Source organism: Salinicoccus siamensis (assembly GCF_042429615.1).
GTDB classification, from domain to species: domain Bacteria; phylum Bacillota; class Bacilli; order Staphylococcales; family Salinicoccaceae; genus Salinicoccus; species Salinicoccus siamensis.
In genome coordinates this window covers 17,602-32,870 of record NZ_JBHMAH010000015.1, presented here as the reverse complement: position 1 = coordinate 32,870, position 15,269 = coordinate 17,602, and the positions used below count along the sequence as shown (strand labels likewise).

The 15,269-nt window shown below is 46.9% G+C and carries 15 protein-coding genes; 3 read left to right on the top strand and 12 right to left on the bottom strand.

Annotated elements, in window-relative coordinates; translation table 11 throughout:
* Positions 1-37: 37 nt before the first annotated feature.
* From copZ to ACFFLE_RS06560, 5 genes are all read right to left on the bottom strand, one after another.
* Positions 38-244 (bottom strand): copper chaperone CopZ, encoded by a 207-nt coding sequence (copZ, locus tag ACFFLE_RS06580; RefSeq protein WP_380570344.1) that lies wholly within the window; start codon positions 242-244, stop codon positions 38-40.
* A gap of 35 nt (positions 245-279) precedes the next feature.
* Complete coding sequence (locus ACFFLE_RS06575) at positions 280-2,664, bottom strand: heavy metal translocating P-type ATPase (RefSeq protein WP_380570343.1); 2,385 nt, start codon at positions 2,662-2,664, stop codon at positions 280-282.
* Positions 2,665-2,677: 13 nt separating this feature from the next.
* A complete protein-coding gene (locus ACFFLE_RS06570) occupies positions 2,678-2,980 on the bottom strand; it encodes a metal-sensing transcriptional repressor (protein ID WP_380570341.1) in 303 nt (100 codons plus the stop codon).
* A 250-nt stretch (positions 2,981-3,230) separates the two neighbouring features.
* Positions 3,231-3,380 carry a hypothetical protein gene (locus ACFFLE_RS06565; RefSeq protein ID WP_380570340.1) on the bottom strand — a complete coding sequence of 50 codons (150 nt, stop codon included), beginning with the start codon at positions 3,378-3,380 and terminating at the stop codon, positions 3,231-3,233.
* A gap of 11 nt (positions 3,381-3,391) precedes the next feature.
* Positions 3,392-3,535 (bottom strand): hypothetical protein, encoded by a 144-nt coding sequence (locus tag ACFFLE_RS06560; protein WP_380570339.1) that lies wholly within the window; start codon positions 3,533-3,535, stop codon positions 3,392-3,394.
* A 320-nt stretch (positions 3,536-3,855) separates the two neighbouring features.
* Between ACFFLE_RS06560 and ACFFLE_RS06555 the strand changes: the two genes are divergently transcribed.
* Entirely contained in the window at positions 3,856-5,100 is a 1,245-nt protein-coding gene (locus tag ACFFLE_RS06555; protein ID WP_380570338.1) for a LysM peptidoglycan-binding domain-containing protein, read from the top strand.
* A 117-nt stretch (positions 5,101-5,217) separates the two neighbouring features.
* On the opposite strand, the gene ACFFLE_RS06550 is transcribed toward ACFFLE_RS06555, so the two are convergent.
* The 3 genes from ACFFLE_RS06550 to glcT all read right to left on the bottom strand — a co-directional run bounded on the left by ACFFLE_RS06550 (position 5,218) and on the right by glcT (position 10,113).
* Complete coding sequence (locus ACFFLE_RS06550) at positions 5,218-7,002, bottom strand: S9 family peptidase (RefSeq protein ID WP_380570336.1); 1,785 nt, start codon at positions 7,000-7,002, stop codon at positions 5,218-5,220.
* Positions 7,003-7,116: 114 nt separating this feature from the next.
* A complete protein-coding gene (gene ptsG / locus ACFFLE_RS06545; RefSeq protein ID WP_380570335.1) occupies positions 7,117-9,156 on the bottom strand; it encodes a glucose-specific PTS transporter subunit IIBC in 2,040 nt (679 codons plus the stop codon).
* Positions 9,157-9,279: 123 nt separating this feature from the next.
* Positions 9,280-10,113 carry a glucose PTS transporter transcription antiterminator GlcT gene (gene glcT / locus ACFFLE_RS06540; protein WP_380570334.1) on the bottom strand — a complete coding sequence of 278 codons (834 nt, stop codon included), beginning with the start codon at positions 10,111-10,113 and terminating at the stop codon, positions 9,280-9,282.
* Positions 10,114-10,285: 172 nt separating this feature from the next.
* Here glcT and ACFFLE_RS06535 point away from each other — a divergent pair, with 172 nt between their 5' ends.
* Positions 10,286-10,606 carry a winged helix-turn-helix transcriptional regulator gene (locus ACFFLE_RS06535; RefSeq protein WP_380570333.1) on the top strand — a complete coding sequence of 107 codons (321 nt, stop codon included), beginning with the start codon at positions 10,286-10,288 and terminating at the stop codon, positions 10,604-10,606.
* Positions 10,607-10,656: 50 nt separating this feature from the next.
* On the opposite strand, the gene ACFFLE_RS06530 is transcribed toward ACFFLE_RS06535, so the two are convergent.
* Together ACFFLE_RS06530 and ACFFLE_RS06525 are read right to left on the bottom strand one after the other, a co-directional pair.
* Positions 10,657-12,093, bottom strand: coding sequence for an SLC13 family permease (locus ACFFLE_RS06530; protein WP_380570332.1), 1,437 nt, complete (start codon positions 12,091-12,093; stop codon positions 10,657-10,659).
* An 18-nt stretch (positions 12,094-12,111) separates the two neighbouring features.
* Complete coding sequence (locus ACFFLE_RS06525) at positions 12,112-13,290, bottom strand: MFS transporter (protein WP_380570331.1); 1,179 nt, start codon at positions 13,288-13,290, stop codon at positions 12,112-12,114.
* Between the two features lie 194 nt (positions 13,291-13,484).
* Between ACFFLE_RS06525 and ACFFLE_RS06520 the strand changes: the two genes are divergently transcribed.
* On the top strand, positions 13,485-13,916 hold the full coding sequence (locus ACFFLE_RS06520) for a pyridoxamine 5'-phosphate oxidase family protein (protein WP_380570330.1): 432 nt from the start codon (positions 13,485-13,487) through the stop codon (positions 13,914-13,916).
* Between the two features lie 54 nt (positions 13,917-13,970).
* Here ACFFLE_RS06520 and ACFFLE_RS06515 read toward each other — a convergent pair whose 3' ends face one another.
* The gene (locus ACFFLE_RS06515) at positions 13,971-14,420 is read right to left on the bottom strand and encodes a hypothetical protein (RefSeq protein ID WP_380570329.1); all 450 of its coding nucleotides are present in this window, start codon (positions 14,418-14,420) and stop codon (positions 13,971-13,973) included.
* A complete protein-coding gene (locus ACFFLE_RS06510) occupies positions 14,417-15,223 on the bottom strand; it encodes a DUF3100 domain-containing protein (protein ID WP_380570328.1) in 807 nt (268 codons plus the stop codon). Before ACFFLE_RS06510 ends, ACFFLE_RS06515 begins: the two co-directional genes overlap by 4 nt.
* Positions 15,224-15,269 lie beyond the last annotated feature (46 nt).

Genomic DNA, 15,269 nt, shown 5'->3' with positions numbered 1-15,269 from the left:
AAAAAGCCTGCTCCGAATGCCGGAACAGGGTATCCCATTACTTCACATCATATCCTTGATCTTCAATCGCTTCAACCATTGAGGACTCCGTCACTTTCTGGTCATCATATTCAACGTCTACTTTATCTGCTTCAAGATCCACATTCGCTGAAGTGATGCCGTCAAGTTCATTGAGGGCACCTTCTACCGCACTTTTACAGTGTCCACATGTCATACCTTCAACTTTTATTGTTTTTTGAGCCATTATGAATCTCCTCCCATATTACGCATATCTTCATTTTATATCTTTACCCGTTTCAACCTCAAGGAATTCGTCACGACACTTACAGAACTGAAGGCCATGGCAGCACCTGCCACCCATGGTGCAAGCAGGCCGAGTGCTGCTATTGGTATGCCTGCACTATTATATGCAAAAGCCCAAAAGAGGTTCTGCTTGATGTTGCGGATTGTTTTGTGGCTCAACCTCACCGCTTTAGGGATGAGTGTCAATTCTCCACCTAATATAGTGATGTCCGCCGCTTCTATCGCCACTTCCGTGCCTGTACCGATGGCGATTCCGATATCCGCTGTAGCCAATGCCGGCGCGTCATTGATGCCGTCACCGACCATCGCTACCGTCCTGCCCGCTTCCTGGAAGCGTTTGACTTGCTCCGCCTTTTGTTCTGGCAATACTTCTGCAATGACCTGGTCGATTCCGACCGATCTGCCTATTGCTTCTGCCGTGCGGGTATTATCCCCGGTGAGCATGACGACTTCAAGGCCATCTTCCTGCAGCTGCCTTATTGCTTCTGCAGCACTTTCTTTAACAGTATCCATAACCGCTACGATACCTTTGATTTCACCATCTACCGCTACAATCATTGCTGTCTTGCCATCATATTCGTACTGGGTCATTTCCTCTGTGATGTTGTCGTCGGCAATATCATTGTCAGTCATAAGCTTGCGTGTACCGACGAGTACTTTCCTGCCTTCTACCGTTGCCTCGATGCCATGGCCCGGTATGGCAGTGAAATCATCCATTTCTGGAATATCGATGCCCCGCTCTGTTGCGTGTGCAACTATTGCTTCAGCCAATGGATGCTCTGAGCCTTTTTCAGCTGCAGCAAGCAGAGCGAGCACTTCATCATCACCAGAAAAGTCGGTGACTTCCGGCTTGCCTTTTGTGATGGTTCCGGTCTTATCCATGATGATGACGTCCAATGAATGGGTCTTTTCAAGGTGTTCCCCACCTTTAAAGAGAATGCCATTCTCTGCCCCTTTGCCGGTTCCGACCATGATGGAAGTTGGTGTCGCAAGCCCCAGAGCACATGGACAGGCGATGACCAGCACTGCTATCGAGGCGATCAATGCCGGTTCAAAGTTGCCTGGCTGGACGAGAATATACCAGACAAGGAACGTCAGGACAGCAATCCCAACAACTATGGGCACAAAATATCCTGAAATGACATCCGCCATCCTCTGGATCGGTGCCTTCCTGCCCTGTGCCTCCTCGACTACTTTGACGATGGAAGCGAGAGCGGTATCCTTACCTACTCGTGTCGCTTCAAATTCAATCGTACCGTTCACATTCAATGTGGAGCCCACAACCCCATTCTCAACTTCCTTCTCGATTGGAATGGACTCACCGGTGATCATCGATTCATCAACTGAAGTCCGGCCTCTGACAACTTGCCCATCAACCGGTATCTTCTCACCCGGTTTGACGATAATGCGATCTCCAACCACGACATCCTCAACCGGAATCATGGCTTCCTTACCTTCTTTTATCACACGTGCCTGCTTTGCCTGCATATCAAGCAGCTTGGAAATAGCAGTCGTCGTCCTGGATTTGGCATTGTGCTCAAGATACTTACCGAAAAGGATCAATGTAATGATTAGAGCGCTTGTTTCGAAATAAAGGTGCGGACTATGAGTCGGATCCGTTGCCCAGACTCCTGTCTCATACACACTATAGAAATAGGCGGCGCTGGTGCCCATTGCCACAAGGACATCCATATTTGCGCTTCCACTCTTGAGATTCTTGTACGCTCCTTCATAGAACTGCCACCCTATGATGAATTGCACCGGTGTCGCGATCGCCAGCTGGAACCATGGGTTCATCAGCAGACTTGGCAGCTGGATGCCGAACAGGTGGTCAAGCATCGTTATGAGCAATGGAACGGAAAGCAATGCAGAGATGATCAATTTGATCTTCAACCGGTTCAGCTGCCTATCCTTTGCATCCACTTTGTCTTCTGCACTTCGCTTCGGCTCTGCACCATAGCCGAGTTTCTCGACACGGCCTATCAGATCTTTTTCGCTCAGCACATTAGGATTATATTCGATAACCGCATTTTCTGTCGCCAGATTGACTGTCGCCGAGCTGACCCCTTCCTGCTTATTGAGCACTTTTTCAATCCGATTGGAGCAGGCGGCGCATGTCATGCCCGTTATATCGAATTCAGCATGTTCCATCTCGACCCCGTAGCCGAGATTCTCAATCTTGCTGGTGAGGTCACCAACATCAACAAGTCCCCCATCAAAATTGATGCTTGCCTTTTCCGTAGTCAGGTTGACTGAGGCCTCAACATTGTCCATCTTATTCAGAACCTTTTCTATGCGGTTCGAACAGGCGGCACAAGTCATGCCTGTTACGTTCAATTCGACATGTCTCTCATCATTCAACGTCTGACACCCCCTATTTTGAAAATTGTTTAAGGACAGCCATCAATTCTTTTATTGATTCCTCTCCTTCTCCCTTATTGATTGCATCTGTCACGCAATGATTCATATGACGTTCCGTCACTGAATATCCCACATTTTTAAGCGCTGACTGGATGGCACTGATCTGGACCAATATGTCGACACAGTACCGATCTTCCTCCACCATCTTCTGGATACCGCGCACTTGCCCTTCAATCCGCTTGAGGCGGTTGAGCGTCTTCGCCTTCTCTTCATCCGTCCTTGGAACGACGGTGTAGTCATGCATATGTTCACCCATAGTGATCACATCCTATTCATTATAATTAAATTATACCCCCTATGGGTATTAAAGTCAATTTTAAAAAGCCAGGTCATAAAGGCCTGGTTATTTCTTTCGTCAGCCATAAATGGCATATTCTTGATGTAGGGCCACTACCCTATACTATTCGCCACCAGAATCTTCAGATCATATTATACGCAATCAAACTAAATGTGCGCTTTATACATGTAATGACTAAAAAATGAATCCAGACGTTTTTCTTCTGGATTCATCTATTGTTCTCCTGTTGCCTGAATACTAAATAGTTCGTCACAGCAAAGAACAAACCGGCACCAACGCCGATCGGCCAATTGTCAAAACCGATGCCGATCAGCAACAAAAATAAAATTCCTGTACTTACCGCAATCGCGATATGCATAATTTCACCCTCTACAATATGCTGAATACCTTTACGATGAGACGGAAGATGAGGACCAGTGATTCCAAAAACATATCGAACAAGAAACCGTACCAGTACTCATTCCTCTGTAGCGGATACTCCGTCCCATCATGTCTCCCCTTGTTTCGTACCATGGCTCATCCCCCTTTTTAGACAATACCCAAATAGACGGGCATTAACAACTTTTTTGGAACGGGATATTTAGAGACTTTTTAGACAGTTGTTGAATATTACAGTATATTTCAAGTCTTTCTTTACAGTTACATATATATGACATTTAACAATAAAGCTACAATTCGTGTTAGAATTTCTAATTGTGAATCGCCATGAATCTTTAACCGTTCCATCCTGGATATATTTCAATGATACATATAAATACACCTCAATTAAGAAACAGTTTTAGTCGTGGACGAAAAAATTTTCAAGGAGAGTTTGTCTTATCATGAAAAAAACATTGCTATCAATTGCGACAGTAACTACACTCACAGGAGTTGCATCACATAACGTTTCGGCCGCCGACTACACCGTTGAGAGCGGCGATACGCTGTGGGGGCTCGCTAACGAAAACGGCACTTCCGTATCAAACCTAAAAGAAATGAACAACCTTTCCAGTGACCTGATCGTCCCTGGGGAAGTTCTTGAAATGGATGAGAAGAAAGAAGAAACGCACGTTAAAGAAGACAATCAAGGTATATATACAATTAAAAGTGGGGACATGCTTTACAAAATCGGCCAGAAATTCAATGTCGACTATAAACAGATCAAGAAGTGGAACAACTTGTCTTCCGATATGATCTACGCAGGCAAAACGCTGATTGTTTCTGCAGACGCCGTTCCAGCTGAACAAAAAGCACCTGTTGTAACAGAGGCAACAACACAAAGTAATGCAGCGGACACACAGGGTCAGGCTGACACTGTAAACCAGCAAGTCGAAGCAGAGAAAACTGAAGCCCAGCCATCAAACCAAAATAATGAAAAAGAAGCACCAGCTGTTGTTGAACAAAGTCAGAACAACACGGAAGCTGCAGAGCAGTCTGTCCAGACAACCCATTCAGATAATGCAAGCCAACAGGTTGAGCCGAAGCAAGCCGCAACCCAGCCTGCAAATCAAAATAATGAGAAAGAATCATCTAATGTTGCCCAAACTTCAAATCAGAATAGAACAGAAGATGTTCAACAATCTGCTAATGAAAACAACCAAAATGTAAATCAATCATCTCAAGAAACACCTGCAGTAGTTGAAAATACCAGCAATAATGAAGTTGCGACTCAGAACGTAAATTCACAAGAAACAACTCAAGTCCAAGCTCCGGTTCCACAGGCTCCAGCACCTTCAGTTGCGTCCGGTTCATACGGCAGCAACTACTATATGACTGGAGACTGCACATGGTATGTCTTCGAAAGACGTAAAGAAATGGGCGCATCTGTCAGCAATTCATGGGGCGATGCAAAAAATTGGGCGAGTGCTGCGCGTAGCGAAGGCCTACAGGTCAACAACACTCCGTCCGTAGGGGCAATCATGCAATCTGCTGCTTTCCAAAACGGCTCGTATTCCTTTGGCCACGTGGCTGTTGTAGAAGCGGTGAACGCTGATGGCTCAATCGTGGTTTCAGAAATGAACTGGTCCGGCGGCGTTGGAAACAAAACAACCAGAACAGTCAGTGCAAGCAGTGCAGCGAGCCACAACTTCATCCATTAATTAGTAATACCCCGTAGTGCGGTCAACGACCTTTCTACGGGGTATTCTTCATTTTCATTAATGTTCATGACCATTGTTGAGTTAAAAATACTCTTGTCTATTAGCGAGGAACAAACCTCACTGATGCGACTCCAAAAACCGCAACATCGTTTCATACACCTTTATCTCATTGGCTTTTTTGGAGAAGCCGTGCCCTTCATCGTCTAAGACAAGGTATTCGACGTCTCTTCCTGCATCACGTAACTTTTCTACAATCTGATCGGATTCCTCTTTGACGACGCGCGGGTCCCTGGCCCCTTGGATGACAAGCATAGGGCGTGACATCGTATCGAGGTAAGTGATCGGTGAATCTTTTTCGAACCGTTCCTTATCCTCTTCCGGATCTCCTATCCAACGCTTCATGATTGGTTTCCAATGATCCGGCACTGAATTATAGAAAGTAAACAGGTTCGACACCCCAAATATATCGACTACAGCCTTAAAGTACTCGGGATGCCTGCCATGAAGCAGAAGTGCCATATACCCCCCGTAGCTGCCACCGACAAGGAAAAGTGTGTCGGGTGAAGAGATACCATTATCAAACAACCATTTAATTGCTTCTATATTATCCAACCGCGGGCCTTCTCCCCAGTCCTGTTCGACGTATGTCACAAACGTGGCACCATAACCGGTACTGCCCCTGAAGTTGGGACAGAATATGTTATACCCTCTGTTCAGCAGCATCTGGAACATCGCACGATAAAATTTGCGTTCTGCTGCCTGAGGCCCCCCATGCGGCCAGAATATCGTGTAGCCATTACGGTTTTCTTCCTTCGCCCGAAATAGCAGGGCTTCTATTTCGAGGCCGTCGAAAGATTCGTAAAAAATGCTTTCAGGTTCCACCATATCTCTGGAGGTGACCCCCGGCACATGGTTTTTTGTCAGCGCACTCCATTTTTCCTTATTATATTTCCAGATGTTGAAAGGCTCCGTGGCGCTGCCTCCAAGTGCGTATAGTGTACCGTCCTTTGTGACGGAGAGTTGACGTATGACATCAAAAGGCGCTTTGATTTCATCTGACATATCATGGTTCAAGTCGTAATAATACAACCGATCTGAAACGCCTTGCTCTGTGTGGATGTAGAGCATGTTGTGGTGCCTGTCGAACTGCAGACCTTCCACGGACTCCTTGCCGAAGTCCATCACTTTCGAAAATACCTTATCCGTCAAATTATATTTAGCCAGATAAGTATATTCACTGCCGTAGTTGGTGGCAAACCACACTTCATCATCTTTCACAAACGTCATCCCACTGACGGTATGGGCAACGCCTTCGTCAGGTGTAATGTAATCGATTCCTGCAGATGTTTTGATGAAGCCGAGCATATACGTATTGGACAGTACCTGAAGGTAGGCACTGTTGGTCTCATCAGCTGATATATCCACCAGATAGGTGGGGGCGTCCTCCCCTTCGTGCAGAAGCCGGCTCTCTCCATTCTCCAGATCATAGACAGCTGTATTCAAGTAATTCTCGTTCCCTTTGGAAGTGCCATAGTATATCTTATCACCGTCCCTCGATGTCTTGGAAAAGAAGAACTTCTCATCCCGTTTGCCGGTGATCAGTGGCTCGGGCAGACCACCCTTTGGACTTAACGCATAGATTTGAAAGTTCTCATCTCCATCATTATCGTATCCAGTGAGCACATAGCGGTTCTTGGGATCGAACTTGATGAAGCTGACCGCCTCGTCCTTTTTCCCAAAAAGGTAAGGGTATGTATCCGGCTCATCCATGGCCCAGATGTTTACTTTACCATCGAGGTTCGTGCTGAACAGCACCCTCTTTCCATCGGGGCTCACCGTAAAATTGTTGATGTTGTAGGAGGAGAAGAATTGTTCTACTGCCGGTTTTGGAAATGAAATCATACTCGACACCCCTTTTTCTGAAATTTTTTTCACTTCAATTGTATATGATAGTACCCTGATTGACAATTTTAAACAATAAAAAAGGAGACGGTCTGAACCGTCTCCTTTCTGCCGTTATTTGACATTGATGATGACATCTTCATTGGTTACTGGGCCAAGCTCTCTTGCTGCGATTTCAACGCCTGCCGGCCCTGTAATTATGATTGGAGTGATGTCGCTCTTTGCATGTTCCCGAATGTACTCGAGATCCACTTCCATAAGCACATCGCCTTTTTTGATTTCATCTCCCGTCTTCACTTTGAGGTCGAAGCCCTCACCTTTAAGATTCACAGTATCCAGGCCAAAGTGGACAAGCAGTTCAAGTCCACCTGCATTCTTAAGTCCAAGCGCATGCTTGGTTGGGAAATCCGTCACCACTTCACCATCGAATGGTGCACGGACGATGCCCTCAGTCGGTTTGACTGCGATACCATCACCCATCATCTTCTCACTGAATACTTGGTCTGGAACTTCAGATAGTTCAACCGCTTCACCTTCCAGTGGGGAATAGATATCTTTATCGTTATCCTGCATCATTTCCTCGCCGGCTGCCGCCTCCACTTCTTCTGCTGTGGAATCTGTGACGGTCGTTTCGGCCGGAGAAGTGATTTCTCCGTCGAGGATGCGCTGCATGTCGTTCCTGATCTGATCTGATTTAGGCCCGAAGATTGCCTGCATGTTATTGCCGACCTTCATCACACCTGAGGCCCCGAGTGATTTGAGTTTACTTTCATCTACAGCGGTCGTGTCGGATACTTCTACACGCAGTCGCGTAATGCAGGCGTCAAGATGCTTGATGTTCTCTTCGCCACCCATCGCCGTCAGCACACTGAATGGCAATTCCTGTGCTGTGGAAGTTGCGACTTCCGCACTATCGTCTTCACGTCCCGGCGTCTTGAAGTTGAGCGCTTGAATCAGGACTCTGAACACCGTGTAATAGATGACAGCGTAAACCAGTCCCACAACAATCACCCACCACCATTCTGTACGGTTCTGAAGGATACCGAACAGGAAGAAGTCGATGAAGCCACCTGAGAATGTATAGCCCAGATGCAAATCAAGCATGAATAGGATAAGGAAGCTGAGTCCATCCAATACTGCGTGGATGACATACAACAATGGCGCTACAAAAAGGAAAGAGAATTCCAGTGGCTCTGTAATTCCTGTCAAGAAGCTTGTAAGCGCTGCTGAAATCATGATACCCGCAACATATTTCTTACGTTCCGGACGCGCTGTATGGTACATCGCCAAAGCTGCAGCAGGGAGGCCGAACATCATGACCGGGAATTCACCCTGCATGAAGTTACCGGCCGTCAATTCCACCCCATCACGCAATTGGGCGAAGAAGATGTTCAAGTCACCGCGCACAATGTCTCCGGCCACGTTCGTGTACGTACCAAATTCAAACCAGAAAGGTGCGTGGAATATGTGGTGCAGTCCAAATGGGATGAGGAGCCGCTTGATCATACCAAATGCAAACACGCCTATGGCAGTGTTTTCCTCCATCAACCAAAGGGATACCGAGTTCATACCTTCTTGGATAGGTGGCCAGACGATGAACATCAACAAACCTATCAGGAAGGAGAATACTGCGGTGACGATCGGCACAAAACGCTTGCCGGCAAAAAAGCCAAGGAAATCCGGCAGATTGATGTTGTAGTATCTATTGTAGGCCCATGCGGCAATCACACCGATGATGATACCGCCGAACACCCCAGTCTGTATGGTCGGGATGCCGAGCACGTCTGCGTAGGCTGGATTTTCGGCAGCCATTTCAGGCGTAACCTGAGCAATCTGACCCATCGTCACGTTCATTATCATGTAGCCGACAAAAGCTGCGACAGCGGCAACGCCATCGCCTTTCGCAAGTCCGACTGCTACACCAAGCGCAAATAGTAATGCCAGGTTATCAAAAACAACGCCACCTGCTGCCTGCAGCATGTTGGATAGCGCAACGATCCATCCCGCCTCCAAGAATGGCAGCAGATCGACCATCGCGTCAGTCTGCATGGCAGCACCGATCCCGAGCATCAACCCGGCAGCCGGTAGGATTGCGACCGGCAGCATCAAGGCTTTACCGATACGCTGAAGCTGTCCAAATAGTTTTTTGAACATAATGTCCTCCTTTTTGAATGTGTGTATTTGTAAGGCGAAGAATCAGCAGAAAAAAGGCATGAGTTTACAAAGCATGGTTGAATAAACCATCCCTTGTAGACTCATGCCCTTACGGTAACACGTCTATTTGGAATAATGATTGAAATGCTGTATATGCATGGTAAGATAAACGACTTCAGAATCATAGACTTTCCGCTGCAATTTATTCTGTATCATCTTCACGATTTTTACAGCTATATTATAGCACGTTGGGTATTCAGTTTTCAACAATGAGTCGAAATGATCTTGGGAGGGGACACTCTCCCCGTTCATTACACGCTGCACACAAAAGCTGATATGCCTTACAAAACGATCGTACTGGATGGACGTCTGATCGATTTCGGTACCGAGACCTTGTTCAATGATGACGATCGCCTGGTGGACGACCTCGGACAAAAGGTTCATATCACGGAGTGAACGGTTATAGATGGAAGAGTGGACATGGAGGGCGATGAATCCCGTTTCTGCTTCCGGCAGCCGGATGCCGTACTTTTTATCGAACATGTCGACGACGGCCTCGGCAATGTGATATTCCTTCGGATAGAGCGCCTTCGTTTCATTGACGAACGGGTTGGTGATGCCGATCCCTTCTTCTAGCCGCTTCATGGCGAAGAGCAGATGGTCCGTCAAGGAAAGCAGTATGCGGTTGTTGATGGTCATCGTCGTCATATCATCAATCAATTCAATCGCTTCAAGCGTCGATTGAAACAGTTTTTCATCTGCCATCGTCAGCAGTGTCTGATAGCGGCTTGTATCCTGCTGACCTTCCAGCTTATAGATCTTATCGGCATCCTCAATATCAAGCGCATCCCCCGCTTTTTTACCAAAACCGATACCTCTGCCGATCAGCACGACCTCTTCGAACTCATCTCTGCCGATCACCACATTATTATTCAGTGCTTTTTCAATGGTTACCATAAGTCACCCACCCACTTTCTCTTCTACACTCCAATATATAGAAGGCATTCATCAAGTGCAAGGATCCGACTGACCATTATAATGTGCTTATGGATTGTTTAACTGAAGTATGGTTCATTTAGTTGTGATGCGCGCCCAAAAAGAGTTATACTGGCTCTCAAGGAGTGATGATATGGATTATTCGATCTGTCCAAAGTTTGAAAGCGCCATGGGTATTCTCGGTCAGAGATGGACAGGACTCATCATCTACCAGCTGCTCGAAGGGCCGAAGCGTTTCTGCCACCTCGAGTCTTCCATCGGTGTCAGTGGACGTGTCCTCTCGGAACGTCTTAAGACGCTTGAGAAAGAGGGTCTGGTCAAAAGAGAAGTCTACCCGGAAACCCCGGTAAGGATAGAATACATCCTTACAGAAAAAGGATGTGCAATGGAACCTTTCATGGCCGAACTGCAGAAATGGGCCGAAAACTGGTTGGCACCGCCTCAACGTGTATAATCATCTCAATATAAATAAGCCGCTTATGCTGATTGGCATAGGCGGCTTTTCTATGGCCACAATCCGAATAGGTTCCAAAATGTAAATGCTGTAGCCATCGTAGCCAGTACACTGACGACTGTAATGGCAATGCCTGGTTTGATAAAATCTTTCTGACTGATGCGTCCCTCATTATAGATGATGACGTTCGGCATCGACTGGATGGCCAGGATAAATCCGAATAACAACGTGACGGCTGTAACGAATGTCATCATCAGCGGATCCAAACCGACTTCCACCGAAATTGTAATGACGATCGGTACGAGAGTCACAACAGCGGTTGAAATGTTGGTGACCACCATATGATAGAGTTGGGAAATGATGATGACTGCCACCATGGCAAGCCACGGATTGGAAAAAATGCGTATCAAGGAATCCGTCAGCAGTATCTCCGATAAGACATCGAGTCCTCCCGATTCGGTTAATGCATATCCAAGCGACAAAGATGCCCCAATCAAAAGGATCAGATCGAAATTGATGTCGACAACTTGTTTCCATGACACAAATCCGATCTTCGGCAAAGTGATCAGGACGACGGCGAGCATGGCGGGGATAACCGGGTGAAAGCCATGCACCGCCTCCAAGGCCCACAGCAGAACTGTCAGCCCCAACACAATGATGCATTTCCACTCATCTGGTAAAAGGGGACCGAATTCCTTGTATGCGATTTCCATCTCCTTATGCAGCACTTCTGTATCCATATCTTCAGGCGGATAGAACCATAGAAGCACCAACGGAATCAAAATGGTCAACAGCACCCAAAGTGGCAACGCATAAAGGAACCATTGCAGGTAGGTGATGTTGTAGCCCGTATATGAATTGAGCAGCTCGACCGCTAAAATATTGCTCACTGCCCCAGTCAATACACCGACTGCACTAAGGTTCGTGGCAAAGGCGATGCCGACCATGATGAGACGGTTGTAGTTCGATTTGCCGTCCGCCCCCACCGTATCCACGACCTTTGTCGCAAGCGGCAACAATAAAGTCGCCCTGACACTGTTTGTAGGGATGAAGAAAGCCATGAATTGGATCAGTACAAAGATACCTATGAAGAGCCCTTTTAGGGAGCGCCCCAGACGATAGACCAATGCGTATGACAGGCGCGGTATCAAAGATGTCTCCCCCACTCCCTGCACCAGCATGACTCCTGCTACCACAAGAAATACAGCAGGTGAGGAAAACCCAGAGAGCATGACATCGATCGAGACGGAATTGAGGACGACGAGGAGAACCATTATGATCATCGCTGTCATTCCGAATGGAATCGGTTCGAACGCCCAAAGGATAAGTCCCAATAACAATATTGACAGAGCACTGCCGGCACTCCAACCTATGTTCGGGTCCATCCCTGTATAGATTAGGCCAGCGATAAGTGCTAAGCCTGCCGTCATCAGTATGAACCCTTTTCTTGTAACGCTTCCTGCTGAGCGTTTACGACTGTTACTCACTTGATCATCTCTTTTGCATCATGATTCAGTTCTTGTACCCCTTTTCTCATACCTACCATATACCAAGTAGTATACTACAGCTCCGGCCAGGACAAGCAAGGCCATCATGCTGTACAGGCCGTGGTAGCCAAACATCGGTACAAAACCGCCCAGGATGTAGGACCCCACCCCCAGGCCGAAATCCAGTGCAATGAAGTAAGTGGATGTCGCGAGACCCACATCCTTGGCCTCCGCCACTTTAATGCAGAGTGCCTGTGTAATCGATTGGAGGTTCCCATAACCCAATCCAATCAGTACGCCGGATATCAACAGCATCATGCCAGATGTAGTCTGACCGAGCGCAAGGTATCCTATCGCCAACACTATAAAAGCCGGATAGGTGACGATGTTTGCCCCAACCTGATCCATGATCCTTCCAGTCACAGGCCGGGTGACCAATATGATCAGTGCATAGACCAGGAAGAAGTAGCTTGAAGCGGAAACGAGGTTCTGCTCTTCCGCAAACAGTGCAATGAAGGACAGCACAGTGGAATATGTCATGCAGATGAGCAAAACAACAAGACCAATCGGCATCGCTTTCCTGTCGATCCACTGGAATTTGGGCTTAGGCTCTTTGGACAGGTCTATCGTCGTATTATCCGTCTTGATGAAAACTGTGAAGAAACTGGCAATAAGAACCAGCGTGAAGACGATGACGAACAACATCTGATAGGTGATGTGCTGAAGCAAAAAGAAAGCCATGAAGGGGCCAAGGGCGGTCGCCATCACAAAGCTCAGACTGAAATAGCTGATGCCCTCGCCCCTCCGAGATTTCGGCAAGGCGAGTGCTGCAATTGTTCCAACTGCAGTGGTTGCAACTCCATTAGCCAGACCATTGAAGAAACGCACGAACAGCAGCAAGGTGAGATTCCCGGCAACAAAGTACAGGCCATATGTAATGATGAACATGATCGTACCGATGAACATGATTTTCCTTGCACCGATCAGACTAAGCTGATGACCGGTCAATATCCGTCCAACCAACGAACCAACAATGAAGATACCCGATACGAGTCCTGCTGTACTGGTGGACACATTAAACTCTTCTACCGCGTAGCCGCTTATCGTCACCATAAGCAGGAACATCGCCAGCATGATGAAGAAGTTGAAGATGAAGACTATGATGAAATCTTTGGTCCAAAGCTTTTCTTTTCCCATCGAATCATTCCTTAATATGTAAATCTTTTTCACGATTGTCAGACAATCATACCATATTTTGCAGTATATATATGAAACGAATAGAAGCATATAATTTTTTATACTTTCAATTGTGCGTCAACAACCAACCGTGATTATTATTTTCTGTAGATGGGTATAAGGAGGGAGAATGAATATTAATTGGAGGTTTATCCATGAATAAGACAGAATTCACCAATAAGCTGAAAGAAATACTCGATTCCAACAAAATAGGTACGATGGCCACAATACGCGAGGACAAACCCATGAGCCGATATATGACTTTCTATAATGATGGGCTTACACTCTACACGTACACGACGAAAGACACCTACAAAGTAGAAGATCTCGAAAAGAACCCTTATGCACATATCCTTCTTGGTTATGAAGAAAGCACGGATAAGACAAAACGCTTCGTGGAAATCTTAGGTAAGGCAAAACTGCCTGAAGATGTCACACCTGATGTCGACGAGACACTCGCTAAAATTGGGCAGACTTATCAGAAGTTAAAAGGCAATGATAATCTTCAAGCCATAGAAATAGAGATTGAAACCGCTAAAATAATGAATGATGACGAGACGGAAGCTGAAACAGTTGATCTGACCTAATTTATAGCATCTAATAAGGAATAAAATCACGCACCTCCACGAGGTGCGTGATTTTTATATGATGCCCTGTATCCTCAGTACAACTTCTGCAATCAGAGCAGAGCCGAGAAATGTACCGATGAAGACCAAAATCGCCACTACAATGGATTTCCATCCCATTTTGGCGAAATCGGCCCAGTTGCGTCCTATCGAGATACCTGCATAGGCGAGTATTGGAGTAGTAATAGCCAACAATTCAATATCATTCGTCCAAGCGACCACCTGTTCAGACCCCGGAAACCCGGGGAGTGAAATGATGATGCCGATCAGGGCAATGTAGCCCACTGCCGGGATATTTACCGGGATATATTCTTCCATGGCCATCCCCGCCAATGCAATCAAGATCAGGACTAGGATGCCAGGAACCGCTCCCCATGAGTAGATATCATAGCCAATCATATTTCCAAGCAGAGTTATCCCTGCAAAAATCAATAATATCAAAGTCCAATCGATGATTTTCCTCATTCGCTTCGATCCCCCGTTTCTTTCCGGTCCATCACAGCATAGATTTTATTGGTAAGAGGGAGTCCGATGAACATGCTGACGTATAGCCCTGTAGCAAGGGATATCAGATTGCTCGCCCCCGCCAAAGCGATGATCTGATCTTCCAAAGCAGGGTACGCAGCAATCAATGTACCACTGCCGGCTGCCATCATGCTGCCGCTGCCGACGCCTGAAGCGAGCGCGAACGAAAGTGGATGGATCGGCGTCACCGTTGCCAGAAGGCCTGCAATCAATCCGAGGAAGATGGCTCCAAATACCGTGCCAAATATGTACATCGTCATAACCCCGCGCCCTTCAGGTGAATTAAAACCATAACGGTCCATAATAAGCCCCACATTCGGTTCCCTGCCGATTGAATGCGTCATCCCCACGCTCTCCCGCTTCATGCCGAGCCATATTGCCACAGGCAGTGCGACCAGGATAGTCCCAAGGTTGCCGAATTCCTGGAGCAGCAAGGCGGGACCGACCGCAATCAGTTCTTTTGCCTGAGGACCGATGATGACTCCTATTTTAGCGATGAGCACCCCTACTCCCATGACGATTAGAGGCTCGGCATTGATGGATTGCACCTTCGAGACCACTGGAGTGAAATACAATCCGAAACCGATGACCAACGCATAGAGCATCGGCAGCAACAGAATGGCTCCTGGGCCCACCGGGATTGATATCTGTCCAATTATTTCCGTAATGACTACAATGATGAGGACAACGGCATGTAACCGCCAATCTTTCAGTATTGACTTCAATTCTTTTCCATCTTCCATTTATCCCTCTCCTTAGGCATAGCGCATGAGTCGCATTTCATTAATC

Bases quoted from the DNA above. Each gene is read 5' to 3' on its own strand.
- copZ (WP_380570344.1), bottom strand. From the start codon at position 244: ATGGCTCAAAAAACAATAAAAGTTGAAGGTATGACATGTGGACACTGT.
- ACFFLE_RS06570 (WP_380570341.1), bottom strand. From the start codon at position 2,980: ATGGGTGAACATATGCATGACTACACCGTCGTTCCAAGGACGGATGAA.
- ACFFLE_RS06565 (WP_380570340.1), bottom strand. From the start codon at position 3,380: ATGCATATCGCGATTGCGGTAAGTACAGGAATTTTATTTTTGTTGCTG.
- ACFFLE_RS06560 (WP_380570339.1), bottom strand. From the start codon at position 3,535: ATGGTACGAAACAAGGGGAGACATGATGGGACGGAGTATCCGCTACAG.
- ACFFLE_RS06550 (WP_380570336.1), bottom strand. From the start codon at position 7,002: ATGATTTCATTTCCAAAACCGGCAGTAGAACAATTCTTCTCCTCCTAC.
- ptsG (WP_380570335.1), bottom strand. From the start codon at position 9,156: ATGTTCAAAAAACTATTTGGACAGCTTCAGCGTATCGGTAAAGCCTTG.
- glcT (WP_380570334.1), bottom strand. From the start codon at position 10,113: ATGGTAACCATTGAAAAAGCACTGAATAATAATGTGGTGATCGGCAGA.
- ACFFLE_RS06535 (WP_380570333.1), top strand. From the start codon at position 10,286: ATGGATTATTCGATCTGTCCAAAGTTTGAAAGCGCCATGGGTATTCTC.
- ACFFLE_RS06525 (WP_380570331.1), bottom strand. From the start codon at position 13,290: ATGGGAAAAGAAAAGCTTTGGACCAAAGATTTCATCATAGTCTTCATC.
- ACFFLE_RS06520 (WP_380570330.1), top strand. From the start codon at position 13,485: ATGAATAAGACAGAATTCACCAATAAGCTGAAAGAAATACTCGATTCC.
- ACFFLE_RS06515 (WP_380570329.1), bottom strand. From the start codon at position 14,420: ATGAGGAAAATCATCGATTGGACTTTGATATTATTGATTTTTGCAGGG.
- ACFFLE_RS06510 (WP_380570328.1), bottom strand. From the start codon at position 15,223: ATGGAAGATGGAAAAGAATTGAAGTCAATACTGAAAGATTGGCGGTTA.